At 39.0% G+C, this 25,310-nt stretch carries 25 protein-coding genes and 1 pseudogene; 19 read left to right on the top strand and 7 right to left on the bottom strand.

Features of this window, described 5'->3' with window-relative positions; all coding sequences use genetic code 11:
• The first annotated feature begins 110 nt into the window (after positions 1–110).
• From KFZ58_RS18715 to KFZ58_RS18700, 5 genes are all read left to right on the top strand, one after another.
• On the top strand, positions 111–3,773 hold the full coding sequence (locus KFZ58_RS18715; protein WP_235792797.1) for a type IIG restriction enzyme/methyltransferase: 3,663 nt from the start codon (positions 111–113) through the stop codon (positions 3,771–3,773).
• Positions 3,774–3,843: 70 nt separating this feature from the next.
• On the top strand, positions 3,844–4,215 hold the full coding sequence (locus tag KFZ58_RS18710; RefSeq protein WP_235792796.1) for a hypothetical protein: 372 nt from the start codon (positions 3,844–3,846) through the stop codon (positions 4,213–4,215).
• A 238-nt stretch (positions 4,216–4,453) separates the two neighbouring features.
• Positions 4,454–4,618, top strand: coding sequence for a hypothetical protein (locus tag KFZ58_RS19430; RefSeq protein ID WP_370642345.1), 165 nt, complete (start codon positions 4,454–4,456; stop codon positions 4,616–4,618).
• A gap of 383 nt (positions 4,619–5,001) precedes the next feature.
• Positions 5,002–5,475, top strand: a complete 474-nt coding sequence (locus tag KFZ58_RS18705) for a hypothetical protein (RefSeq protein WP_235792795.1) — start codon at positions 5,002–5,004, stop codon at positions 5,473–5,475.
• A gap of 499 nt (positions 5,476–5,974) precedes the next feature.
• Positions 5,975–7,390: a PQQ-dependent sugar dehydrogenase gene (locus KFZ58_RS18700; RefSeq protein WP_235792794.1), complete on the top strand. Its 1,416-nt coding sequence runs from the start codon at positions 5,975–5,977 to the stop codon at positions 7,388–7,390.
• Here the strand turns inward: KFZ58_RS18700 and KFZ58_RS18695 are convergent, their stop codons facing one another.
• Complete coding sequence (locus KFZ58_RS18695) at positions 7,391–7,951, bottom strand: hypothetical protein (protein WP_235792793.1); 561 nt, start codon at positions 7,949–7,951, stop codon at positions 7,391–7,393.
• 443 nt (positions 7,952–8,394) lie between these two features.
• Between KFZ58_RS18695 and KFZ58_RS18690 the strand changes: the two genes are divergently transcribed.
• From KFZ58_RS18690 to KFZ58_RS18660, 8 genes are all read left to right on the top strand, one after another.
• Positions 8,395–9,972, top strand: coding sequence for a malate:quinone oxidoreductase (locus KFZ58_RS18690; RefSeq protein ID WP_255695136.1), 1,578 nt, complete (start codon positions 8,395–8,397; stop codon positions 9,970–9,972).
• A 223-nt stretch (positions 9,973–10,195) separates the two neighbouring features.
• A complete protein-coding gene (locus KFZ58_RS18685) occupies positions 10,196–10,399 on the top strand; it encodes a hypothetical protein (protein WP_235792791.1) in 204 nt (67 codons plus the stop codon).
• 330 nt (positions 10,400–10,729) lie between these two features.
• Positions 10,730–11,386: a LiaF transmembrane domain-containing protein gene (locus KFZ58_RS18680; protein WP_235792790.1), complete on the top strand. Its 657-nt coding sequence runs from the start codon at positions 10,730–10,732 to the stop codon at positions 11,384–11,386.
• A 240-nt stretch (positions 11,387–11,626) separates the two neighbouring features.
• On the top strand, positions 11,627–12,316 hold the full coding sequence (gene sfsA, locus KFZ58_RS18675) for a DNA/RNA nuclease SfsA (RefSeq protein WP_235792789.1): 690 nt from the start codon (positions 11,627–11,629) through the stop codon (positions 12,314–12,316).
• A gap of 124 nt (positions 12,317–12,440) precedes the next feature.
• On the top strand, positions 12,441–13,802 hold the full coding sequence (locus tag KFZ58_RS18670; RefSeq protein ID WP_235792788.1) for a cyclic 2,3-diphosphoglycerate synthase: 1,362 nt from the start codon (positions 12,441–12,443) through the stop codon (positions 13,800–13,802).
• Positions 13,803–13,952: 150 nt separating this feature from the next.
• Complete coding sequence (locus KFZ58_RS19255; RefSeq protein ID WP_255694983.1) at positions 13,953–14,078, top strand: hypothetical protein; 126 nt, start codon at positions 13,953–13,955, stop codon at positions 14,076–14,078.
• A gap of 125 nt (positions 14,079–14,203) precedes the next feature.
• Positions 14,204–15,118, top strand: a complete 915-nt coding sequence (gene hprK, locus KFZ58_RS18665; protein ID WP_235792787.1) for an HPr(Ser) kinase/phosphatase — start codon at positions 14,204–14,206, stop codon at positions 15,116–15,118.
• A complete protein-coding gene (locus KFZ58_RS18660) occupies positions 15,111–15,401 on the top strand; it encodes a hypothetical protein (RefSeq protein ID WP_235792786.1) in 291 nt (96 codons plus the stop codon). The genes hprK and KFZ58_RS18660 overlap by 8 nt, the downstream gene beginning before the upstream one ends.
• Before the next feature lie 4 nt (positions 15,402–15,405).
• On the opposite strand, the gene KFZ58_RS18655 is transcribed toward KFZ58_RS18660, so the two are convergent.
• Entirely contained in the window at positions 15,406–16,929 is a 1,524-nt protein-coding gene (locus KFZ58_RS18655) for an AbgT family transporter (RefSeq protein ID WP_235792785.1), read from the bottom strand.
• Positions 16,930–17,205: 276 nt separating this feature from the next.
• Here KFZ58_RS18655 and KFZ58_RS18650 point away from each other — a divergent pair, with 276 nt between their 5' ends.
• A complete protein-coding gene (locus KFZ58_RS18650; RefSeq protein ID WP_235792784.1) occupies positions 17,206–17,451 on the top strand; it encodes a hypothetical protein in 246 nt (81 codons plus the stop codon).
• A gap of 67 nt (positions 17,452–17,518) precedes the next feature.
• On the opposite strand, the gene KFZ58_RS18645 is transcribed toward KFZ58_RS18650, so the two are convergent.
• From KFZ58_RS18645 to KFZ58_RS18625, 5 genes and pseudogenes are all read right to left on the bottom strand, one after another.
• The gene (locus KFZ58_RS18645) at positions 17,519–18,727 is read right to left on the bottom strand and encodes a spr1629 family repressor/antitoxin (RefSeq protein WP_235792783.1); all 1,209 of its coding nucleotides are present in this window, start codon (positions 18,725–18,727) and stop codon (positions 17,519–17,521) included.
• Between the two features lie 29 nt (positions 18,728–18,756).
• A complete protein-coding gene (locus KFZ58_RS18640; protein ID WP_235792782.1) occupies positions 18,757–19,503 on the bottom strand; it encodes a spr1630 family ClpXP-sensitive toxin in 747 nt (248 codons plus the stop codon).
• Positions 19,504–19,647: 144 nt separating this feature from the next.
• Positions 19,648–20,046, bottom strand: coding sequence for a DoxX family protein (locus KFZ58_RS18635; RefSeq protein ID WP_235792781.1), 399 nt, complete (start codon positions 20,044–20,046; stop codon positions 19,648–19,650).
• A gap of 195 nt (positions 20,047–20,241) precedes the next feature.
• Complete coding sequence (locus KFZ58_RS18630) at positions 20,242–20,973, bottom strand: hypothetical protein (protein ID WP_235792780.1); 732 nt, start codon at positions 20,971–20,973, stop codon at positions 20,242–20,244.
• An 81-nt stretch (positions 20,974–21,054) separates the two neighbouring features.
• Positions 21,055–21,199 (bottom strand): annotated as a pseudogene (locus KFZ58_RS18625) (FAD-dependent oxidoreductase); the annotation flags it as partial.
• Positions 21,200–21,399: 200 nt separating this feature from the next.
• Between KFZ58_RS18625 and KFZ58_RS18620 the strand changes: the two are divergent.
• From KFZ58_RS18620 to KFZ58_RS18600, 5 genes are all read left to right on the top strand, one after another.
• Positions 21,400–21,828, top strand: a complete 429-nt coding sequence (locus tag KFZ58_RS18620; protein WP_235792779.1) for a hypothetical protein — start codon at positions 21,400–21,402, stop codon at positions 21,826–21,828.
• Between the two features lie 71 nt (positions 21,829–21,899).
• On the top strand, positions 21,900–22,682 hold the full coding sequence (locus KFZ58_RS18615) for a hypothetical protein (RefSeq protein WP_235792778.1): 783 nt from the start codon (positions 21,900–21,902) through the stop codon (positions 22,680–22,682).
• Positions 22,683–22,745: 63 nt separating this feature from the next.
• A complete protein-coding gene (locus KFZ58_RS18610) occupies positions 22,746–23,348 on the top strand; it encodes a hypothetical protein (RefSeq protein WP_235792777.1) in 603 nt (200 codons plus the stop codon).
• Between the two features lie 76 nt (positions 23,349–23,424).
• Complete coding sequence (gene lepB / locus KFZ58_RS18605; protein ID WP_235792776.1) at positions 23,425–23,946, top strand: signal peptidase I; 522 nt, start codon at positions 23,425–23,427, stop codon at positions 23,944–23,946.
• Between the two features lie 107 nt (positions 23,947–24,053).
• Entirely contained in the window at positions 24,054–25,094 is a 1,041-nt protein-coding gene (locus KFZ58_RS18600; RefSeq protein WP_235792775.1) for a lactonase family protein, read from the top strand.
• Positions 25,095–25,310: the final 216 nt, after the last annotated feature.

The following is a 25,310-nucleotide window of genomic DNA, read 5'->3' as shown; positions in this document are numbered from 1 at the left end:
TAGTTTCAAATTCAAATGGTAAAGATTCTTCAAATGCAGCCAGTTTTTCATTAACGAAAAATTACCCGCCAATTATTTAATAATAATTAATTGCTTGAGGAGGTAAAGAGATGGCAGTTCAACCGCTTACATTAAAACAAAGTATGTCAAAAAACGTTCAAGCTATTATGCCAATTGAAGAAGAAAAACAGTTATTTGAAAAATATCTTGTTGAGTATTTAACCAACTTACGAATAAAATTCGATGAATCAGAGGAACATCAAAAAGGATTATTAAGCAAATTCTTGAATGAAGCAGTATTTAAAAATGAAAATTCTATTAATACAAATGAACGCGCAGATTTAGCAGTTTTTAATGGAGGAAGCGTAGACAGCTCAGTTGGCATTATTATTGAGATGAAAAGTACGACAAACAAAGGTGAAATGATAAATACTGAAGACTTTAACAGAAAATCTTTTCAAGAAATTCTTTCATATTATCTAAGAGAAAGGATTGTTAATGAAAACATTGAAATTAAAAAATGTATAATCACAAATGGTCTATCATGGTTCGTCATTGATTCTAATGAATTAGAAAAACATTTTATCAAGAATAAGAAATTATTGAACGAATATAATTTATGGCGGACAGGTAAAACATCAGGGGCAAGCACTGAGTTTTTATACGAAAACATCTGTAAGCCAGCAATTGATTTGGCTCTAGAAAAAGGAATTAAGATAGCTCATTTTGATTTAACAGATGCTTTTAAAAAAAAGAAGTCTAAAGCAATTGAATTGAAAAAAAGTAATCTTACCCAACTCTACCGTTTTTTTACCCCAGAAAATCTACTGAAAAAGGAAATTTTTGTGGATCCAAACAAATTGAACAGAAACTTTTATGACGAATTGCTCTATTTGATGGGGTTAGAAGAAGTGAAATTAAATGGTCGGAAAGTAATTCGTCGATTACAAGAAGGACAACGGCAACAAGGTTCTTTTGTTGAAAACACAATTAACCGATTAACTATTAAGGATGTACCAGAAGAAGAAGCGTACGAAGCAGCCATTCAGCTATCAGTTATCTGGATAAATCGAATTCTATTCTTAAAACTATTAGAGAGTCAGCTTACCTTGTTCAACAACGATGAGAGTTACAAATTTCTAACCAAAGACCTTGTTTCGACGTTTGAAGACGTATGGGATTTATTCTTTGGAGTGCTAGCGAAAAGGCCTAATTCACGTCCTAATAATCTGAAAGAAAAGTATAAAAAAGTTCCTTATTTAAACAGTTCATTGTTTGAGGAATACGAATTAGAACGTACATATATTGGAATTGATAGGCTTAGAGAGGAACCAATACAGGTATTTAGCAAAACAGTATTGAAAGGAGATAACCAAAAACGTAAAACAGGCAATTTAAATTTTTTAACTTACTTATTTGAGTTTCTGAATGCTTACGATTTTTCAACAGCGATTCGTCACCAAAAAGATGTTAAAAATAACTTGATAAATGCTTCTGTATTGGGGCTGATCTTTGAAAAAATCAATGGATATAAAGAAGGTTCATATTACACACCTGGAAAAGTAACCATGTACATGGCACGGAAGGCAATTAGAAAAACTGTAGTTGATAAATTTAATAAATTGAATGATTGGAAAGTCCGAACGTTAGATGATATTAAATTCCATATTCGTGATCTGCAGGATGCTAAAAATGCTAACACTATTATTAACTCTCTTAGAATCTGTGATCCAGCCGTTGGTTCCGGGCATTTCTTGGTGTCAGTGTTAAATGAATTAATAGCTATTAAAAGTGAGTTAGGTGTTTTATTGGATCACGAGGGAAAGTCAATGAATAGAATTCGTTGCACAGTTGTAAATGACGAGCTTATAGTACAAGATATGAACGGTGATAACTTTACCTACAAATCAGATAATGTTGAGTCCTATCATATTCAAAAGTCACTATTTAATGAAAAACGTAGAATAATTGAAAATTGCTTGTTTGGTGTAGATATTAATTCAAATTCAGTAAATATTTGTCGCTTACGTTTATGGATTGAACTATTAAAGAATTCTTATTATGAGCAGGTTGAAGGTGCAGAAGAAGAATTGATAACTTTGCCTAATATAGATATTAATATAAAGACTGGTAACAGTTTGCTTTATAATATCCCTCTTGAAACTGATACCGATGATAAACGAGGTAAGTTCTTGAAGTTTGATGAATATTATCAGCTTGTTAATGAGTACAAAAATTCAAACGATAAGGTATTAAAAAAAGAAATATCTGATAAGATTGCAAACATAAAATCGACCCTAAGAACTAGCTTTGAAACTCCAGAAAGAAAAGAAGTAACAAAGCGCAGAAGACGGTTAAATAAGTTAAGTCAGTTGTCTTTTTTTGAAGAGAAGGAAGAAGCCAGAAAACGTAAATCTGATATAAAAAAAGCGGAGAAAGAATTGAAACAAGCAAAAAAACATCTTGAAGAATCTGTGAAGAATCCAATGTGGTCAGACGCGATTGAGTGGCGATTGGAATTTCCTGAAATTCTTGATACAGATGGTAAATATATAGGTTTTGATTTAATTATTGCTAATCCGCCCTATATCTATTCATCAAATAATGCGTTTAGTAAAGATGAGAAGAGATACTTTGAAGATAAGTATAAATTGAATAAATACCAAGCCAATACTTTCGGCTTATTTCTTGAACTTGCCTTTCAATTATTGAGAACAGGCGGGCATGTTTCAGTTATTATACCGAACTCATTTTTGACGGTTGATCAATATAAAGAAATGCGTGAATTCTTACTAAGTAAAACAGGCGACTTATTTATACTAAATTCACGAGATAGAATTTTTGAGGATGCAAGTATAGATAATTGTATAATCAGTTCTACATTAAAAGATCCAACACAAGTTACACTTGCAGAATTAGAATATGGAGAGGTTAATATTATCGATGATGTATTGCCCTCCGAATTATATGGGAAAAATGTAATTAATATTGCATCAATTAAGAACAAGGAATCGAATGATTTAGGACATTCGATACTGGAGAAAATTCAAAAGGAATCATTGCCTTTAGAGCCAAATTATGGTGTTTTAAAAGTGGGATTAAAGGCATATAAACGTGGAAAAGGTTCCCCTAAGCAACCAGTAGACAAAGAAGAATTTAAAGAATGGATGAAAACAAAACCTTATGAAAGTACTAAGCCACTAGATGAAACATATTTACCTTATCTAGGAGGTAGAGATGTTGGAAGATATTTTATAACTCCATATCATCAGTATATAAAGTATGGTGAAAATTTAGCTGAGCCACGTAGTATATCGATTTTTTCCGGGGGTCGACTGCTTATTAGAGAAATTAGCGGGCAATTACCCTATGCGATTAACTCTACATTTTTACGAGAAACGGCCGTAAATAATCAAAGTGCTAAAACAGTAGTTAATTTAACTATCAATGGTTATTTCCTAATTGGAGTATTAAATTCAAAGGTGGAATCATTTTGGGCAGCAATGAAATTTGATATGCTCCAGCGTAAAACATTTCCTCGTTTCACCACTGCCCAAATGAGGGAATTTCCTATTCCAAATTGTACAACAGAAAAACAAACAAAACTAGCTAACCTAGTTCAGCAGCAGTTAAGTTTGCATCAAAATGTTGAGTCTGAAGATGTACTGGAAGAGAGAACAAAATTAGATGATCGTATTGATGAACTTGTAATGGATTTATTCCAACTGAGTGATGAAGAAAAAGTAGTTGTTCGACATTTTAGTGGAAATTAATTTCACAATATTATTCTATTAATATAACAATTGAAAAAGTGTTTAAAGGGTCGATCCATATATGCACTCGATGAATAATATTGATACATTTATTTATAGAAGTTATGGAGAGGGCATATCATCCTCTTCATTTCATTTCCTCAACCATTATCATTTATCTGTTTATGATTTTTATGGCAAAAGCGGAAATCGTTCCTTTCAACGTATGCTGGTGGATGCAGGTGTGGAGGATGACTTTTATTGTGCGAATGAAGAAAAGATCGTGAAGCGTTTACCTAAACTGTTTTATTTGAATTCCAGTAAGCTCCCGACGTTTTTCATTCGATATGTAGAGGCGCAGGGTGAGCCCGAAGTTCATGATGAAGAAGAAAAACTAATGGTGAATATGCTTTATTACACCTTCTTTCAAAAGGATCAGCAAAGGAGGGGTTTGCATCAGTAAGTGAAGCCCTCCAGTCTGTGTTGGGACATGAGCGGATGTAGCAGGAGATACTAGATTTACTGACATTGAACTATAATTCGATTAAATCCATTGAAAAAGCTAATGATTTTGATTTTACAACACCTTTAACAGTACATACCATTTACACTAAACATCAGATTATGGCTGCCTTCGGTTATTACAACGAGGCAAACGCCCAGCATTTTGAGAAGGAGCGAAGCACTTTAAAGAGCAACGTGTGGATGTGTTTTTAATAACTCTAAATAAATCAGAAAAAGACTTCTCACCACCAACATTATATGAGGATTATGTGATCAATGAAAAATTATTCCATTGCCAGTCGCAAAGTACTCTAAGAGCTCAAAGCCCAACAAAACGGAAATCAGATTGCTTTGTTCGTTAGGGATTACAAAAGGGAACATGGCTATACGGCGCCGTTCACGTTCTTGGGTACTTGCGATTATGTGCGTTATTCTGGGGAGAAGCCGATTAGTTTTGTATGGGAGTTGCGAGAGGAAATGCCGCCAGGGTTGGTGGCTAGGGCGTATAAGAGTATGGTTTGATGGTTTTGGAAAAAACTGTTCTTCATGATCTTGTTAATCACTCATTGTTCTTGTATAGGAAGAGTTAACAGGTGTGCTTTTCATAATTAATGTAAGCCCTTGTAGCCTGATTTTCTTTATCCATTAGGGCTTTTCGTGTTTCGCTATTGAAGTGAAAATAATTATTACGGTTTTATAACTAATAAGGGCGTCTAAGTTATTATAAAGTGAGGTGATGGTGAAAATGAAGAGATCTTATCTATTAGGAGTTGCAATTATTTTACTGTTGATATTAAGCGGGTGTGGAAAGTCGGATTTTTATGGAGAATATAGTGGAGATGGTAAACCAAGGTATAATATTAAGATTATGGATAACGATACAGTGACATTGAATTTTGATCAAATGTTTACTGTAGAATATGAGAAGAATGAAAACCGTCTGGAAGTCATTCAGGACGATGTCTATTATTATTACGTAGATGGAGTGACAGAGGTTTTTTTCGAGCTTATAGATGATGATACGCTTTTCTATGGCATTTTGCAGAATGGGAAAGAAAGTGAAATTGGTACGTTCACGAGAATAGAAGGAAGCGATGGGAAAAGTGGAGAAACTAGTGTTTTCTGGATGACAATTAAAAACATGATTTATGGACTGCTTATATTCCTTGGCATGTTTATTGTAATAAGGGTAATTTTTGCATTTATGGGTAGAGAGTAGTTGTGTGGGCTTATTTATAGAAATAAAGCTTACTTCTTTGAACTAATTTCATAATTCTAAGCTTTTGACCCCCCAAGCAGTTTAAGGCATAAAAAGAAAGCACCTTTGCAAAACTAGATAAAAGACTCGAAGGTAAAAGATTTGAAGCAGAGTTGTTAAAAGTAATTACTGACAGAATGAATTTTAGGGTCAGTCCCCCGTTCGTTAACGCTTTAGCACACTGTGGGACTGACCAGGACTGACCCAATAGCGTTTGAAATATACCGGACGCAGCATTTGCAGTTGACCGTTCTGCATGCAGTTCACTTCCTTTGTATGTTTTATATTGCTATACATATGCGCAGGTAAATAGGTAAGTGTGTAGTGAATGCATAAAAAATTTGATCGTAATCCCATTTTCCTTCAAGATTTTCCCCTCCCGCCCCACTCAACATTGGTACTGACAAAACAATCCCAATCATATTCTTATAAAAGAACCCATGAGAAGGAGGTCAACTTCTTGAAAAACGTGAAGGTTAACTTACGGCCAATTGTAAGCAATTTAAATTTACCCACTGTTATGAAATCAGCGATGCCTCCAGGTGACGCAGTGGAAAGGTTATTTATCGCTACCCAGTTAGGGGAAATTTTTTGCATAGGGAATGGAGAAATCAGAACTTTTTTGGATATCAGGCAGCGAGTCCTGGAGCTTGGTACTGCTAATGGCGGGTATGATGAGCGGGGGTTGCTTGGAGTAGCGTTTCATCCGGCATTTTATTATAATGGTTTGTTTTACCTTCATTATTCCGCAGCTGGAACACAAGGTCCGGGTGCGCCTCTAGCATCTTTTATTCCTGATCCGTGTGATCCCGAGAACTTGAACAACACGTGGACAAATAGAGAGACGCACTATGATCATATTGATACCGTTGAAGAATGGGTGTGGCAATCGAATGGTCAGCCGCAAATACGACGGACATTACTTAACTTAAGAAGACCGTTCGCTAATCATAATGGTGTTGATAGTTTAAACTTTTCACCTGAGACAGGAAAGCTTGTTTTAACAACCGGGGATGGCGGATCAGGCTATGACCCATTTAATTTGAGCCAGGACGATAGGGAAATATGCGGAAAAATAATTGAAATCGATGTAGCCCAGCATACATCTGTCGGGCATCCACCCATCGTCACACGTTTTCATGAACTTCCTGCATCTATTCAGGGGACACTTACGGTAATTGTCAAGGGGGTTCGCAATTCACCGGGTATTTCTTTTCAAAGGTATTATGATCAGTATATGAAATATGTAGGTAATGTCGGACAGGAACTGGTAGAGTCCATTTTTTCATTCGCACCTTATAAGCCAATCTCTGTGCCCCATATTGTTCAAGCCACTAAAAGAAACGCTGAACTTGATCAGGAAGGATTTATCAACCTTGGCTGGCGGGGATGGGAAGGTGATTTGCCAACTCCGATTTTAAGAGACTGCAATCATAATCCGGACTCAGATGAGAAAAGCCTTGCTTATTACGATGAAGTAATTAAAACTTCAGTGAAGCGGATTCAGCCGTTAACCAGCTATTATCATCAAGATCCCCGACCGGATAAGTTTGCGGGAACTGCACTTACAGGGGTTCATGCCTATATGGGGAGAGACATCCCCGATTTAACGGGAAGCGTTGTGTTTACCGATATTTTTCGGACGGATAACTCCCAAACTCCTGCCAGAGGGGTTTTAGCTTATACCAGGCCCCGTCCGGATTGTAAATTGAGTGATTTTCATGTGATTGAAACCGATTATGATTTTGGGTCTGAATCTGCTTATTTTGTCAGTTTGGGAACGGATCCGGACCAGAGCCGATTATATTTAGGGGTTTATGGATCTATGAATGTGACGGATTTTAACCAAGGTACTGTTTTTGAAATTGTCCCATGACTAAATCATGATCCTTTTTAATCTGTTAAAGAGGATGAGGGAAATTTCAACCCATAACCAGCTGTAAAGGAAAGTAAATAACAAAATACCCCCAGCTGCCACAAAGGAAAAGGAATCAGAAACGACTGGACCTAAAATAGGAAAGCGAAAAACAAACAAGAGACTCATAATCCCCAACATTAAAAGAATAGCGCCAACAGCAATGATGCTTATTCTCTTCCTGAAAAAGGAAAAAGAAGCCCCGATGCCAAGTCCGAGCATACCCGTTGTAAAAGGAAATATGATCAGTTCCGTCGGCTGCAGGATGAATAACAGCATAATTGTCAGGAAACAGGACATTATCCCAAACGGAATGGAAAACATGGCACATAACAGAATAGGCGCAGTGGCAAGCGGACTTAAAAATAAACCTATCCCCGGCAAAAAGCCCCCAGCTGACTGAAAAATAGCGGCAATACTGGCAAAAATAGATGCTAAAATGAGTTTCATCGGTTTTTTATGGTCCCTGAATTTATGTTGAAATAAGCGAACCTCATCAGAAACAGGTTTAAAAAAATACACCCTTCCACCTCCAATAAGTGATTGATTCGTTACTATTGTATGTGGTGTTTATTGGAGGTGGAAGACATAGTTATTCTTGATTTTTAACGGGTTTCTTGGTTTGTTGATCCTGTGCATGGTAATGCTTTAACAAGCGCAAGTTAAATAGAAATATCTGATCATGGCTATTATCTATTTACTAGATCTATGATGCAAATCAATCTGTATGACCGGAGTGACTGGTATGTAAATAATAAACAATGCCATGAAGGGATTTGCCCGAACATTGATAGACAAGATCCTGTGAGAAAAATAATTGATGGACCCGCACCAATGACAGTCAGTAAACCGTCTATCTTATACGACTATTATTGGCTAATCAAAAATTCAACCCTCTATCCATTTAAAAATTATCAAAATAGGTTTATAATAAAGAAATAAGAGACTTTCTATTTATCTAACACATACCTTTATATAAAACCAAACCCAAACAATCTACATACACACAAACCAAACCACAAAAGACAAGGAAGGATAAAATGAGTAACAAACACACACAAGCAGACGTTATCTTAATTGGCGCTGGGATTATGAGTGCCACGTTAGGGTCATTACTAAAAGAGTTAGCACCAGAATGGGACATCAGGGTGTTTGAGAAACTCGGGCAACCAGGAGAGGAAAGCTCGAACGAATGGAATAATGCGGGCACGGGGCATTCTGCATTGTGCGAGCTGAATTATACATCCGAGAAACCGGATGGATCTATTGATATTACGAAAGCTGTAAAAATTAATGAACAGTTTCAGCTTTCCAGGCAGTTTTGGTCATATCTTGTGAACCGCAATGTGATCCGCAATCCACAAGACTTTATTAGAGCCTTACCACATATGAGCTTAGTACATGGGAAAGACAATGTAACGTTTTTAAAAAATCGCTTTAAAGCGCTATCAAGTAATCCGCTATTTGAGGGGATGGAATTTTCCGATGAAAAGGAAAAACTGAAGGAATGGATGCCGCTCATCATGAATGGTCGCGCGTCAGATGAACCGATGGCTGCAACGAAAATAGATGCTGGTACAGATGTGAATTTTGGAGCGTTAACGCGTATCTTGTTTGATCATCTGCAGAGCACGGACATTGATGTGAACTACAACCACAGTGTGGAAGATATTAAGCGTAATAGTGAAGGATTATGGGAAGTAAAGGTGCATGATAAGCAAGACGAGAAACTTGAATACCATACAGCAAAATTTGTCTTTATCGGTGGTGGAGGCGGAAGTCTGCATTTACTTCAAAAAACAGGTATTCCGGAAGCAGAGCATATCGGGGGATTCCCAGTAAGCGGACAATTTATGGTATGTGATAATCCACAAATTATCGAGCAGCATCATGCAAAAGTTTACGGAAAGGCGAAAGTTGGTGCACCACCAATGTCTGTCCCACATTTGGACACACGTTTTATCAATGGTAAAAAAACGATGCTATTTGGACCGTTTGCAGGCTTCTCACCGAAGTTTTTGAAAACCGGCTCATTGCTTGATTTAGTTACTTCCGTAAAATCGGATAATCTTTTAACAATGTTATCAGCAGGTGTTAAAGAGTTGCCGCTCACAAAATACCTCATGCAGCAAGTTGTTTTATCGAATGAGAAACGGATGGAAGAATTACGAGAATTTATTCCGAATGCGAAAAGTGAAGACTGGGATATTGTCGTAGCTGGCCAACGTGTGCAGGTAATCAAAGATACCAAGGACGGTGGCAAAGGAACACTTCAGTTTGGTACGGAAATTGTGAGTGCTGAAGATGGATCCATTGCCGCACTATTGGGCGCGTCGCCAGGTGCTTCTACTGCCGTTCAGATCATGCTTGAGATCATGGAAAGATGCTTCCCTGAGCAATTGAAAGACTGGGAGCCGAAAATTAAGGAAATGATACCTTCTTATGGTGTTTCGCTATCAGAGAATCGAGAGCTTTATAAAGAGATTGAAGCTTCGATTGAAAAGGCGCTTGGTTTAAGTGAGAAAGAACTGGAGTATAGTTGATTTTTAATCGATCGTATAGGCGGTTTGCGGGTATGGATAAGGTGAAGACCGGGAGCCTATGAATTACTCGTTTTTCAGAGGTTATCAGAGTATCAACAATCATCATGTTTAAGGCTAAATAGAGAGGGAGGCACTTTGTTTCTTTTAACCACGGAAGTTGCATAGTTACTAAAAAACCGGAAATGCTATTGGTAATATGCATGAAGGTTAGAGGTGACTTACAGTGTGGAATGATGAACGGAATAAAAAGCATTTTAAAAATGTGCAATATGAAACCGACAATCCTGCTATTTTAAATGATGTCATGAGTACTGATTTGGAGCAGTACACCGATGAAAAACGAGAAAAGAACCACTCCCTTCACCCAGTACAGGAGGTAGCCCGCGATAATATAGACGGAAAGACATGGCAGAATGTAGACGAATAAAGGTGGTGCTCTTGTCACTTCACGAATCGGAATAGAAATCCCTTTCCAAATAAGACCACTGAAAAAGTTTAAAAAGGTATGATTTCCGAATTTACGATGGGAATCGTATCTTTTTTACTTACAATAAAAGTTGGAAGTGAATGATGCGAAGAAATTGTACATGCCTTTGGTTTAGTAAAAAGAACTGGAATATAGTCGATTGTTGAACGGACCTGAGGCCGGAGCCAGCTTCTGCACAAAATTTTCATTCCGTATTGACATATCATAGAATTTTGTGAATAATTATATCAGTGATCACTACAAACACATAAGTGTTTAGGGAGGTATGTCATGGCTGGAAGACTTTGGCTAGGTCTGTTTTTTCTTGTATTTGGTTTTGGTTTTCTCTTGAACCAAGCGGATGTCATTGATTTCGGGCAAGTACTGTCTACTTGGTGGCCGCTCATTCTAGTTGTCATCGGTATTATGCAGCTATTCAGCCGCACGCAGTCTTCTAAAATTTCAGGTTTTTTGTTTTTATTTGTGGGAATCTTCTTTTTCGTGAATCAAAGTTTTGACTTGAATTTAGCTTCTTACCTATTCCCACTAATTTTCATTTTTATCGGTATCATCATTATTTTTACCCGAGGTAATCGTGGAAAAACGCCTCATACGGATGGGAATTTAAACACGTTTGCGCTTTTTTCAGGTGCAGAGATTAGGAGTCAATCGAAGAACTTCCGTGGTGGAAGTGTCACGGCGATATTCGGTGGCGCGGAAATTGATCTCCGTGATGCGGTGATTGCAGATGGAGCCACGCTTGACTTGACCACTGTCATGGGAGGAGCGAGTATCATGGTACCAGAAAATGTTCATGTGGAAGTTTCCGGTACCCCAATTCTTGGTGGATGGGAGGATAGCACAAGGAAAGCTAGGGAAGATGATGAAGTCGTCGTGTTGAAGCTAAATTGCCTTACGATTCTTGGTGGAGCGGAGATTAGGAATTAATAGAAGAAAGAGAATCCCTCACATGCCGCGTGGTGAGGGATGTTTTTATTTAAAAAGTTTACATTTAAATGCAGTGCAGGAAATTACTATTTGGTGTAAATTAGGTTATGGTGGAGTTATCCTGATTTTAATGAAAATAACTATTTAAAAAGCTTGGTGCTGCCATGTTGTAGGGATCGGGATGAAGAGTAGGATCAACCCGAGAGTGAAAACAATAAAATTAAACTTGGAAGTGAACATATGAAATATGGAGAAGTTATACACGCTCGACTGCACAAGCGTATAAACAGATTCATAGCCGAAGTCCTCATAGACGGCAAATTAGAACAGGTACATATAAAAAATACCGGCCGCTTAAAAGAACTTCTCAGGCCGGATGCTGAGGTTATTTTGGAAAGGAGTGGGAATCCCAATAGGAAGACAAGGTTTTCGCTAATTGCTGCAGCTAAAAATGGTAGCTGGGTAAATATTGATTCCCAGGCTCCGAATACGGTCGCCTTTGATGCACTTAAGGAAGGCAAAATAACGGAGTTTGGTTCGGTGAAATTGGTAAAAAGGGAAGTTACTTTCGGTGCTTCTCGATTTGCTCTTTATTTTGAGCAGAAGGATGCAAAAGGGTTTATTGAGGTGAAAGGCGTAACACTTGAGAAGGGTGGGATCGCCTTATTTCCGGATGCGCCGACTACCAGAGGGACGAAACATGTATTGGAGTTGGCAAATGCCGCTTTAGAAGGATATACGTGTGTGATTTTGTTTGTCGTACAAATGAAAGCTGCCCGTACTTTTGTCCCTCATAGAGAAATGGATGCGGCTTTTGCCGATGCTTTATTAGAGGCATCACGACAGGGTGTGCAGATTTTGGCCTATGATTCGATTGTTAAAGAGGATGAATTGGTGCTGGATAAAGCTCTTCCGGTGTATTTAGCATAAGTAAACATGGAGGGAATCGACCTCTCTTTCTTTATTTCATAGATTTTTTAAAAATATACTTGCATAAATATACATTACTATTTATAATTATAAATAACTTGTTACAATTATAGGAGAGAGTGCTATGAAGAGAAAAAATATTATAATTATAGGTGCGGCCGGAAGAGATTTTCATAACTTTAATACGTATTATCGTGATAATGAAGCATATAATGTTGTTGCTTTTACAGCAACACAGATTCCAGATATTGATGGACGTAAATATCCAAGTGAATTAGCGGGAGATCTCTATCCAAATGGGATCCCGATTTATTCACAGGATCAATTACCGGCGTTGATTAAAGATTTAGACGTGGATGAGTGTGTTTTTTCATTTAGTGATCTTAGTTACGAAGATGTGATGGGTATCGGGGCAATTGTGAATGCAGCGGGTGCTAACTTTACGTTGCTCGGTCCGAAGAGCACGATGTTAAAAAGCAAGAAGCCAGTCATTTCTGTTACTGCTGTTCGGACTGGAACGGGAAAAAGCCAAACATCGCGGAAAATTATTGAAACACTGTTAGAGCATAACTTAAAAGTCGTTGTATTGAGACATCCGATGCCTTATGGTGATTTAAATGCGCAACGTGTACAGCGCTTTGCGACAGTGGAAGACTTAAAGAAACATCAATGTACGATTGAAGAAATGGAAGAATATGAACCGCATGTATCAAGAGGAAACATTGTGTATGCTGGCGTTGATTATGCAGAAATTCTAGCAGCGGCTGAAAATGACCCCGATGGTTGTGACGTGATTTTATGGGACGGGGGAAATAATGATTTCTCATTCGTTGAGCCGGATTTAGCGGTTACTGTCTTGGATCCGCATCGCCCAGGCCATGAGCTGAAATACTATCCTGGCGAAGTGTGCTTGCGGACAACCGATGTGTCTATCATTAACAAGATGGATAGTGCAAAAGAGGAAGCTGTTCAAATTGTAGAAGACAATATAAAATCTGCAAATCCAACGAGCACGATTATTAAAGCTGAATCAGAGATTACCGTTGATGATTCCGAGCTTATTACTGGAAAACGCGTGTTAGTCGTTGAAGATGGGCCAACGTTGACACATGGGGAAATGAAGCTTGGTGCAGGTACCGTTGCAGCGGAACGTTTGGATGCTGCGGAAATCATTGATCCACGGCCATTTGCAGTTGGTACACTGAAAGACACATTTCATAAATACAACCATATTGGTAATGTGCTTCCAGCAATGGGATATGGCAAAAAGCAATTAAAGGATCTGGAAGAAACGATTAATAACGCGGACTGTGATGCTGTCATTATTGGAACACCAATCGATTTAACGCGCGTCATTTCCATTAATAAGCCAAGTACACGTGTATACTATGATTTAGATGAAATGGACGGTCCGAATTTAGACGATACATTAAAAGATTTCATCGAAGCGCATAAGCTGGTGACAGATAAACACACAGCGCATTAGACTAATAGAAAAAAAGACTAGCGGCTATTTAGGTTGCTAGTCTTTTTGAATGGGAGTATCAAAGAATTTTAGGCGCTGAAGGTGGATGCTTGTAAAGATTTGTTAAGTAGCTTATAGTGATTACTTACTAATTTCAGTGGAGGTGACCTTGTGAAGCAGATTTCTAATAAGAAACCAATTTTATGTATCATTGTCATTCTTTTCATTGCTGGTCTTTTTGATATGAAATACAAAGGATTATTCTATCGACTATTACAAACGTTTCGAAGCGATTAGCATTGTGGAAAAGCTTGAATCGTACATGATCGCTTTGCTTTTGTTACACTAGAGAAAACTTACCCATATATGTACACATGTGAATTTTTGTACAGGTTCGCTATGGGAGATGGAGTGTAGGAGAAGTGAAATCAATTCAGGTTGCGGATTTAGTACGGGAATTTTCCTTAGAAATATTGGCTGGGGACGATCAATTGCACCGGCCGATTACGAAGCTGAGGACACATCGGCCAGGTCTGGAATTCATTGGCTACTTTGATTTTTTTCCAATGGAACGTGTTCAGATACTTGGAAAAAAGGAAATTGGCTATTTGCATCAGCTAACGAGTGAGGAACGAGACCTCAGAATAGGTAATGTCGTCCATTACCATCCGCCGTGTTTTATCGTAACAGGTGGACAGAAGGGTCTGACCTATTTGAAGCAATATTGTACAAAAGAAAATATTCCTTTACTCAGAACAGCTGAGACGACAACGGATTTTGTTGCCAAAGTAGACGGGCATTTAACAAGAACCCTGGCGCCGGAAATTGCCGTACATGGGGTCTGCCTGAATGTGTTTGGAATCGGAATACTCCTGCGTGGTGAGTCAGGTGTGGGGAAAAGTGAAACAGCCCATACCTTAATTGGCAGAGGGCACAGGCTTGTAGCGGATGACATTGTTATTTTGAAAAAGCTGAGCCATCAAACGGTCCTTGGTACCCATAATGAGAAAAACAGGGAGTTTCTTGCACTAAGAAGCATTGGATTATTAAATGTTTCACGAATGTATGGAAGGAAGGCTTTTCAGGAAGAGACGAGGATTGCCTTGGATATCGAACTGACGAAATGGGAGAAGGATTCCTTGAATAATGAGTTGGAGATGGAAACGGAAAATACGGATTATATGGGTGTCCCCATTCCCCATATTGAAATCCAACTCCAGCCAGGCAGAGATGTGGCCGGCCTGATTGAAGCCGCAGCAAACAACTGGTACCTGCAGCAGCAAGGATACAGCGCGGCGGAAGAGTTTATGAACCGGATAGAAGAATCGGATGAGTGAAGGCGATTTGTCTACAGTGGAGTATGGCAGTCCGAACCGGGAGAGAGCACCTTCAAATTGGGAGAGAGTCAGTCCGAACCGGGAGGCAGCCTCTTCAAATTGGGAGAGAGTCAGTCCGAACCGGGAGGCAGCCTCTTCAAATCGGGAGAGAGTCAGTCCGAACCGGGAGACAGCGCCTCCAAAACGGGAGAGAAGCAATCCGAACCGGGAGACAACCTCTCCAAATCTCGATTCCAAAAAAACAAAAGCCTCCCTCAGATGTGGAGGCTCTTGCAATAATTAAACATTTACAAATAAACACCAATCCCCGGCCCAAACGGGAGTCCCAAAAATACAAATGCCAACAACAACAAAATCCACACGGTAAGGAATATTAAGGCATATGGCAGCATTAAAGCCATTAGTGTTCCTAAACCGGCTTTTTTGTCGTATTCCTGCATAAACGCGAGGACAATAATAAAGTAAGGATTCATCGGCGTAACGACACTGGTTGATGAATCAGCAATCCGGTAAGCTACCTGAATGAAGGCTGGGTGGTAACCTAGGAAATAAAACATCTGTAGGAAAACAGGTGCTTCTAGTGCCCATAGAGCTGATCCGCTAAAAATAAGTAAATTTAAAAGAGCAGTCAATAAGATAAAGGCAATAACAATACCAATTCCTGTCATGTCGGCAGATTCCAGAAATGTCGCTCCGCTCACGGCAAGCCACGAGCCGATATTTGTCCATTCGAAATAGGCAATAAACTGTGCCGCTGCAAAAACCAGCACGATAAATCCGGACATATCCTTGATCGCATCGCCCATCATTTTAGCAATGGAGCGGGAGTTTTCAATTTTCTTCGTGGTGGTCCCGTAGGCCACAGCGGTAGTAACAAAAAATAGCATAATAATTGGCACAATCCCGTCTAGAAATGGTGAAGGGATCATTCCGCCATCTTCACTTCTTAGTGGTGAATTTGGTAAGAAGAGAACAAGCAACAAGAGGCCAATATAACCAATAGCTGCAATTGCGGCATTTCGTAATGCCCTTTTTTCAATTGGTTTTGTAGGTTCAAATTCCTTATTTGCATTTCCCTCGTATTTTCCGAGTCGTGGTTCCACTATTTTTTCCGTAATCAATGCGCCTGTTACAGTTAATAAAAGCGTGGAGGCAATCATGAAAAACCAGTTATCAACCGGTGTAACAGTCACATTCGTGTTTAATGCTCCCATTACCTCTGCTGAGATACCGGATAGTACCGCATCTGTATTGGTCACAATGATATTAGCGGTAAAGCCCGAACCAACTCCAGCAAAACCTGCAGCAAGCCCCGCTAACGGGTGACGCCCAACATTGTAAAACACCATTGCTGCAAGTGGCGGAACGATAATAAAAGCCGCATCAGCAGCCAAATTCCCCAAAATACCTGTGAAAATGACGGCATAGGTTACAAGTTGCTTCGGTGCCTGTAAAATCGTATTTTTGATAAGCGTCTCCAGCAAACCAACTTTATTGGCCAGCCCTATCCCGAGCATCATGGTGAGCACGATTCCAAGTGGGGTGAACCCAACAAAGTTGTCCATCATGGACGTGAGCATATATTGTAAGCCTTCTGCTGAAACAAGGCTTTGTATAGCAACCTCTTCATTCTCTCCAGGCTGGGTAAAGGTAACACCAAATGAAGATATAATCCAGGATGCAATGATAACGATGACAGCCAAAATGATGAAAAGCATAAACGGATCCGGAAGTTTATTCCCGGCCTTTTCAATTCCGTTTAAGAACTTGGTGAGCTTTGTATTTTTTGCTGTATCGGTTTGTGTGGTCATGATGTTATCACCCTTTTCAATTCATAGATGAAATAATCCTATCAGAATAGTAAAGTTTGGGCAAGAATGCTGTTTAGTAGGTATATGTATAGCTGTATGATGAGGGATTAGTGGGGGAGTTTGATGTCCATAAAAGCTAATCCAGCAATTCTTCATGTGGTAAAAGATAAACTTAATATTAATAGATATTGCAGTGTTTTTTGGAATATGTGGAGAATATAGTAACTTACACCAAGAAGCCGACTTCTAGCAAAATAAAGCCTGGGAGAAGATTTGATGACTAAGTATAATGCGTTTAAACTAAGAATATATTATGATATAGAACAAATACTACAACGAAATGATATTGAAGTAAAACATATTGACCTCATTCTAAATGACTTTATTATTGTGGAAACTAATGATAAGGATAGATTAGTTCAACAAGTCAATAAAATAGTCCAGGAAGGGAAATCCTTTTGCCGTTTCATTCTTCACCCTTATCAATCATATATAATGCCATTTGAAATCACAAACGAGTAGAACCAAAAAATGGTTTTACCTCGTTTGTGTATATAACTTTCTTATTCACCCAACAAAAATAAGCCTTCTAACTATTCTTTTCTCGAACAACAGCTGATAAGTCAGTTACATTAACCAGATCAAAATCCTGTTCCCTAACCATGTAATTATTAAAAAAGCTCATATTAAAACCTGTTAATCGATGAAAGAAAGTAGTCTCTGCCATCCAATCATTTTCGATCATCTGGCGAACATCAACCATTCCCTTTTTGGCAACTAGATCAATAATTGATTTCACTTTTTGTGGCTTTTGAATAGGTATAGTTTCATCAAGAGGCTCTCGTTTCAAATAACCTTTTCGATGAAGGGCCGCATAAAAATTGCGGTGGCTTTTCGCATCCAGTATACTTAAATGAGCCGCTCGATATCCTAGAACTTGCAATGATGCTTTCCATTTCCTTTTTAGATCCATATATGCGTCTGGATTCGTTACACGGGCAACAGTTTGCATATCGGTTAAAAATGAATCTTCAGGCAGAAGGAATGCACTTGCGAACTGATTGGCTTCGTTCTCAATTGCTTTATGTTCTTTTCGATCCAAACTGGTAAACTCAACCAGATAATGAAGCAATAAGTGGCCGAGTTCATGTGCAATATCAAAATTCCTCCGTACCGCTGACTGTTTCAAGTTCCCTAAAATGATAAACGGTCGCTCCTGTTTCGTCCACAAACTATAAGCATCAATCTCGTCACCGATTGCCTTTTCAAAAATAAACACACCACTTTTTTCAACTAAAAACATAAGCTCATCATTTGTATCGTTACTAAATTGTAGTTGTTGACGTGCTAGCCAAGCTACGTGTTTTATTTGCGTTTCTCTATCTTCATTAGAACTATTTAGGTAATTAATTACTTCATTTCTTAGTCGAATAATTTTCTGTGTAGGATAAGCAACTTTAGCCGTTAAATAGTTAATGAAGCTATCCAAAAAGGCTATATGCTTTGCTTCTGCTTGCGTTTTAGAAGTAACGTTCATTACTTTTGAACGGTACGCAATGTTCATGACTGGTATATTGTCTGCTTTTACATATCGATGAAGTACATCTTTTTTGTAAAAATATTTGGCTTTCACTTGAAAAATTGATTTTAGTTCATTTACAATTTCCATTTTGGGTGATGTGTAATTATTTTCGTATTGCCAAACGGCCTGTTCTGTAACATCTAACATCTCAGAGAGCTGTTTTCGTGAAAAACCTAACATGATACGCAGGTTGGTCAAATTTCCACCAATAAACATAGCGCTCCCTCCTGTCTAAATTAAAATATTTATTTATTTTCTTCATCTTCAAAGATTCCAATATCATAATCTCTAGGATCGATTAAACCATCGTCTGGTTCCGGTGCAACGATCTTTCTCTCGTTATCGGTTAACGCTGCTCCAGATATATATTTTGAAAGATCCTCTACCATATACGCCATATTATTATCTGGATTCGGCAGATAATGCGCGATTTTTGAAATTTGGTATGTAGCATCAATTTCATATGTGAGAATATGAAACTCGTTATATGATGATTTAAATTGGTCAAGTTCACCTTTTACTTGTTTACCGGAAACAAAAAATGAAAGTTGTTCACTATATTTAATTTTATTTTCGTGATTTGACTGAATAGCTGGAAATTCCAGGCTTTGATTAATTTTTGAAAGCTCATGCAGATATGTTCGACGAAGTCCTTGATTTCTGTCTTTGTTAGGTAATACAGCCTGTGAAAAATTATTTTCATTAAAATAAGCCGCATTTTTGATGAGGAAAAGCTTTTTTGTGTCACCATGGATAAATTGTAGGTAATCCCATGTTAGGCCAGCTTTTGCTTTCTTGTATGATAAATTGAGATCACTACTAACTTCTGCAATTTGACTTTCAATAAAATTTCCCTTCGTCCATGCAAAAGCAGAACTAATTTTCATTTTTTCGTGACGATCTCTGCGATGTTCAACGTAATTTCGGTAACCTTCTACAATAGCATTAACAATCTCTTTACTATGGTTTGCATCAAAGTTATACTGTTCCACATCTATCACTCCTGCCAAAGAAGTGTACTTAATCTCATTTTAAATCAAATAAGCAAATAAAGATATGATTTTTTTATATTTTTTTAAAGTTTATATGAAATTGAGAGTTGTTTTTATAGTATGGAAGATAAATTTACATAAAACCTAAATATGCCTATTAATTCCCTTTCTGTCCGAGTCTAAATAATTTTTTCTTGTAACCACAAGCACCCACCAAATAAGCACTAACTGAAGCGGGAGTCTAAACCATAGAGCAATCGCTGGTAAATTATAATTTTCGGGTGTTAATACCATATAAATATTCACAGGAAATACAAGGACCAGGAAAATAGCTACCCATCGACCGGTTTTGTAACGTGTCTTCGGTGAGATCAAGCATAATGCCAGCACAATCTCTACAATACCAGATAGATAGACGGTAGTAGGGCGAAAGGGCACCCATTCAGGCATGGAACTGATGAAAAAATGATCCAGGAAGAAATGAGCAAATCCAGCGCCCATAAATAAGATAGCAAATACGTATAAGCCTATTTGTTTTATCATAGAGATCTCCTTTAACTGTCTGTTTCTCTATCATAAGGTTTTGAGTAAAAAATTGGCAAGTATAGATGTTACAGAGTGGATTATCCTCATAAGTGTTTAAGGAACGATAGAAATATAGAGATATTTGAAGAGGGATAGAAATATTAGTTAGTTGTCAAGTATCACTTTACAAGTGCGAGGAGAGATGAGAGACTCCTAAAGCTCACCCCACATCCTTACCTTTCCCCGAAGCTGCTTCCTATTCTGCTCAAATTGCTTTACTCGATGTCCATTCGCCCCGGACGGATGTGGAAATCCGTTCAAATAAGTATGCCCCGGCAGCATCCCTTCTTCGGCCAGCTTAAAGATCACTTGCTCAACCACCTTCCCAAGCGGGATCACCAATGCGTGTGGGTCGATTTGCGTTAATTCGTTTGGGAATTCTTCGTAGGCGTAACGTTGTAATAAAGGTGAACGATCGATAGGCGGCTGGTGTCCGGTGTAGTTTTTTCCTTTTAAAAATACTGGATATTTAATAATGGATGTTGTATGGAGGAAATGTCTGCTATCCCCGAACAAACAAGATGAATCTGAAATATCTAGCATTTGTGGGATATCACATTGATCAAGCATGTGGATAAGATTTCTCCGCATGGTACCAGCAAATCCAGCGGCTAATTTTACCGCTTTCAGGCACTTTTCAAGATTCTCACCAGATGCATTGCTTTCTATAAATTGCCCAAAGGCAGTTTTCATCTGGCTCCATCCCGGAGTAATCCCAACAATAATAATTTTGGCTTTCTTGTTGATGTATTCGTTGTGAGGAGCGTAGTACATTTCCAATTTCCCATCTTTTTCTATCAAAAATGGCTCTGTTAACAAATCCTCTTTCGTGAGTGCTCTATCTGTAGGTAGTGTTTGAATCCCCGGTAGAAATTGCTGTAACATATCCTGCCTCCTTATATTTATCCTTATTATATGTAAAAAGTCACTGTACTACCAGCGAGGTACCACAGTGACTTTCAAAATTTAGTCACTCCGGATGAGATAATCGAATGCACTTAAGGTTGCATTTGCGCCGGATCCCCATGGAAATGATGATCTGTTTGTTTGGATCATCGGTGCAGTCCCCTGCAGCAAATACGCCAGGTACGTTTGTTGCTCCGTGTTTATTCTGGATGTAATTCCCTATTGTTAAAAAAGTAATAAATAGTGAGTAAATGAAAGATACATAAAGTAAATTACGCTTTATACTAAATATTTGCGTATATTTAGAGCTTTTATATCTATATCAAATATAATAGACTAGTTGTACTTAATAGAGAACAAATAATTTCTATTAAAGAACATTTTTAATAGAAAGGAAGAGTGATAGTGAAAAAGATTGCGCGCGTCATTATTGCTGTTTGTTTTATCCTGACCTTTGCGTCTATTTATGTGTTTGCCAACGCAGGGGGAAATCTCTCCAATCACCAGACGGAGGTGGCACAGAAAAACACGGGGGAAACAGAAATAAATGCGGACAAGCAAATCCTTGCAATAAACGATTTACTGACAGAGCATCTCGAAACGTTAAAGGAAAATGTGGATGAAGGCATGGGGGCTTTCGCATCAACTATTCATTCGGCGAATAAGCAAGAGATAGAAAATTACCGAATCATTTACGTAAGCCGCTTGGAGGATAGCAAGCAGGAACTAAAGGAAAGAAATATGGATGATTTTGCAGAAGAAAAAGAGCGGGAAATACGTGCTGGAATCAGGCAGGATGTGGAAGATTATTTAGCTGAATTGCTGAATGAGTAAGTTTTTAATGGGCCGATTGCGTGAGCTTGGCCGTTAAGATAAATAATACAAAATGAGAGGGAGAATGCGAAATGAAGTTAGGATTAGGAACAATGAAGGGGAAGGTTTTGGCAGGGACAATGGCAGTAGGGTTGGTAGCAGGTGGAGGATTTGCGCTCGCTAATACGGATGCCGGGGAGCAGTTAAGAGCTTGGTATGATGGACAGTTTAATACAGCTGTAGAGGAAGCTACGGGTGAAGCAGATGATTACATGCAAGGGCAAATGCCGGAGTTATATGAGGAATATGAGGGGCTGAAGACTGATGCAACCTCTGATATTAACCAAACCAGAGATTCAGAAACAGCTAGCTCTGAAGATGCAATCGCGGTAGCTAGAGACAGCCATATAGGAGATGTTGAAGCTACAAGGCAGGAACTTTTAGATGAAGCTGAGCAGACATTCTATAATGCATTTGTGGCAGGAGAAGCAGAAATAAATAGAATAACGGAAGAATGGAGTGGCTACGCAGCAAATGAGCTCCCAGGATATACAGAAGTTGTTGGTAACAGCGCTGTCGCTGATGTCAATACAGCATTAGATACAGCTAAGGAAAACGCCGTTTCAGATTTGGAAGAAGCAATTAGACAGGCACAAGAAGAATTACAATCGGATTTGGATGGACGATCCGAAAACTTAGCTTATAATCTAAGGCAACAAGTAGATTTTAATATTAGTGATGTACGCGACACGGTTACCGAATTACTGGATGGACTTGTTCAGGAACAACAGACTATTGTAGCTAATGCTGCTCAATTGAAAGAAGATGAAGCTAAATCAGCTCTCGACGATGTAGTTGCGGGTATCGACGAATAGAGAGAAATAATGCCAGGGTCTCCCATTGTGACCTTGGCATCATCCTAATAAGGAGGTTCGATGATGTTAGGCAAACAGCATAAAAACAATAGACGAATGTACAGTAAATTCCTAGTTGGAGCTCTTCTTTTAATCATCATCATTGCAAGCAGTATTAACGTTGCTTTTGCGGATCGTGATATTGGTTCCGTGTTAACAAACTGGTTTAATAAAAATGAAGCCGAATCTATTGCAGAAATTGAACAGGTTATTGATTCCGAGCGGCAAGTTCAAACAGAGCGCTTAAAAGAAGAGCTGCGATTAGAAATAGAATCCAGTGAGCAGGAATTGAATAAGTTTACCGAAACGCAAAAAACGGATCGTATGATTGAGTTGGAGCGTTATACAGATAAGTTGATTAATAATCTGACAATCGATAATGCAGAGGAAAAAAGTAGAATCACTGATGAAACAGAAGCTATTGTTCAGGAAGCAAAAGAGAAAATGGATCAGTTAAAGCCAACGGGGAAACAAGATTCTGATAAAGAAGCGGAAACAGAGGAAAAAACAGTGGATCAAACAAAGGAATCTGAAGAGCTGACGGTACAACCGGAAAACGAGGGAGAAGCAGAAGCGGTTGAAAATGAAGCCGAAGCCGATCGCAAAAAAAAGATCAGCCTGCATTAAACCAGGATGAGGAAGCTTCAGCGGAATTTGAAGAGACAGAACAAACTGAGAAATAAGTACAAGGTAGTGATAAAGAATGAGCGTACAGGAGATCGAAACCAGAGAGCCAGAAAAGAAAAAATCAGCTGTAGGTGGTTGGATAGGATTTGTCTTCATTTTACTTTTGGTATTTCTTATATTTCGCTACGCACTGGGGATAATTGTTATAAGCGGAAACTCTATGTCTCCAACGATCGAGGACAGGGATATTATTATATCCAGCAATATATTTTATAGTCCGAACAGAAATGATATTGTCCTATACCGGGATGAAAATGGATTTGATGTGGTGAAGCGGATTATTGCTCTGCCGAATCAGACAGTTGAAATTAATGATGGTACAGTCATTGTCGACGATGATCCAATAGATGAAAGTTTCGTTGCCGGTACGCCAAACGATATGGAAGAGACAGTTGTTCACGAAGGTACGTATTTTGTGTTAGGTGATAATCGAACGCCAGGTGAAAGCTTGGACAGCCGGAGCCCTGACATCGGATCGATAGCCGAGGAAAGAATAAAGGGGGAGTTTCTCATTTCTGTTTTCCCGTTTCATTTTTAGCCATCTGGCAGGCTCCTAATTGGACAGCAAATTCAAGGTTATGAGACTATATAGTTGGAGTGAAAATTCTAGCATCGAAGAACGAGCCCGGGAAAGGAAGGATAAAAATGGGAAGAAAGTATATTGGATTTGCAGGTACATATACGCGCCAGAGCAGTGAAGGGATATATGGCTTTGGGCTTGATACAGAAGCAGGGACACTAACAGACACACATGTTGCAGCAAGAGTCGGTAGTCCGACGTATCTGACAGTCAGTGAGGATAATCGCTATCTATATTCTGTTGCCCAGGACGACAAATTGGGTGGTGTCGCTGCATTTGAAATTGATAAGGAAGGTGCATTGCAGCCTATTAACAGGGAACTCAAAGAAGGAGCGCCTCCGTGCCATCTTGATATTTTTCAAAATGAACTAGTAACCGCAAACTACCATGAGGGCACAGTAGAATTATCTAACGTTACCCAACAGGGAGCGGTGGAGCAGGTATCATCTAAAGTCCAGGATGAAGGAAATGGGCCGCATAAGCGCCAGGAAAAACCACACATGCACTTTGCAGGTTATACACCTGATGGTAAGTATGTCGTAGCGGCAGACCTTGGGACAGACGAACTTGCGACATATAAAGTGGAAGATGGCAATTTTATACATTCAAATACATTCCATACAGAGCCAGGAAGCGGGCCACGTCATATCGTGTTCCATCCATCAGGAAAAACCGCATACCTACTAACAGAGCTAAGTTCAGAGGTCATCGTGCTTGATTACAACGCGGACGAAGGCAGCTTTACGCAGAAACAAACCATTCGGGCTATTCCAGAAGATTTTACAGAAACAAATGACGCCAGCGCGATCCATATTTCATCAGATGGAAGGTTCCTCTATACAGGCAATCGCGGTCATAATAGTATTGTGGTGTTTCAAGTGAACGAAGAGAGCGATGAGTTAACGTTTGTTGAGCACACCCCAACAGGCGGCGAATGGCCACGTGACTTCGTACTTGATCCGAGTGAGGCTTTTATTATAGCATCCAATCAACACACGGGGAATTTAGTGTTATTTTCCCGCGATAAGGAAACGGGGCGACTCACGCAGTTAGACTCCGCTGTTGATGTTCCTGAGGTAGTTTGTGTGAAGTTTTTGGGGGAATAAGACGGTGTATTTCTATACAATTATGGAGAGGGCGAGATAACCCTCTCCATTTCTATTTCCCCATAGTAATCTTAGCATAAGTTAGTGCGGAGCCGTGACCACTGGATTGAGGCTCTTTGCGCGGGAAGAAAGGCTGCGAGCGCTGTGATCGCGGGACGAAAACTCGTGTGCGCTGAACGGATCACCCGGACCGCTGGACGAGACTCTTCGAGCGTT

The organism is Virgibacillus sp. NKC19-16 (assembly GCF_021560035.1).
GTDB lineage: Bacteria > Bacillota > Bacilli > Bacillales > Amphibacillaceae > Virgibacillus_L > Virgibacillus_L salidurans.
The sequence above is the reverse complement of the archived record's forward strand: the minus strand, read 5'-3'. Positions and strand labels throughout refer to the sequence as shown.